1 protein-coding gene is annotated in these 793 nt (G+C 37.3%); it reads left to right on the top strand.

Annotated features, from left to right (window positions below; all coding sequences use genetic code 11):
* Positions 1-18 precede the first annotated feature (18 nt).
* The coding region (locus AC1DG9_RS27495; protein WP_477635753.1) for a patatin-like phospholipase family protein at positions 19-793 on the top strand (775 nt) is incomplete at its 3' end.

Below are 793 nucleotides of genomic sequence, written 5' to 3'. Positions count from 1 at the left end.
CGGTAACCCACATGTATTATGAAGAAAATCCTTTCTATAGATGGTGGCGGGATAAGAGGAATTATTCCAGGGATGCTTTTAGTAGCGCTCGAGGAAAAATTAAAAAAAGAAAGTAAAAATCCAGATGCCGCTATTGTTGATTATTTTGACTTTTTTGCAGGAACGAGTACCGGAGGTATTTTAACCTGTCTGTTGCTTTGCCCATCGGATGAGCATCCAACCCGACCAAGATTTTCTGCTAAAGAAGCATTGGATCTATATCTGGAGCATGGTAATGAGATTTTTAAAATGAGCTTCTTTAAGCGCTTAAGAGCAAAATTTGGTTTAGCGGGAGAACGCTATAACAGCCAAATCTTTGAGGGGGTTTTGAAGAAGTATTTTGATAAAATAAAACTTAGCCAGCTTATTAAGCCTTGTATAATAAGTGCTTATAATATAGAACTGCGCAAAACACATTTTTTTAGACAGCAGAACGCCATAGTGCGTGGCGATGTAAGGGATTTTTATTTAAAGGATGTTTGTAGGGCAACTTCGGCAGCACCAACGTATTTTAGTGTGGCTGAAATACACTCTTTAGCTAATGTAAGATATCCTTTACTTGATGGAGGGGTGTTTGCTACAAATCCGGCGTTAAGTGGCTTAATAGAAGTTACAAAGGCATTTAATCAAACCAGAATCAATGACATTTATTTACTCTCTTTAGGAACAGGGCGCTCTAAAAGATCATATGACTATGATCATTTTAAAAAGAGTAGCGCAATGGCTATTGTACCCGCTTTAATAGATATTATGA

It is taken from the genome of Pedobacter sp. 05L430, from assembly GCF_056397585.1.
This window is presented reverse-complemented; position numbering and strand designations above follow the sequence as displayed.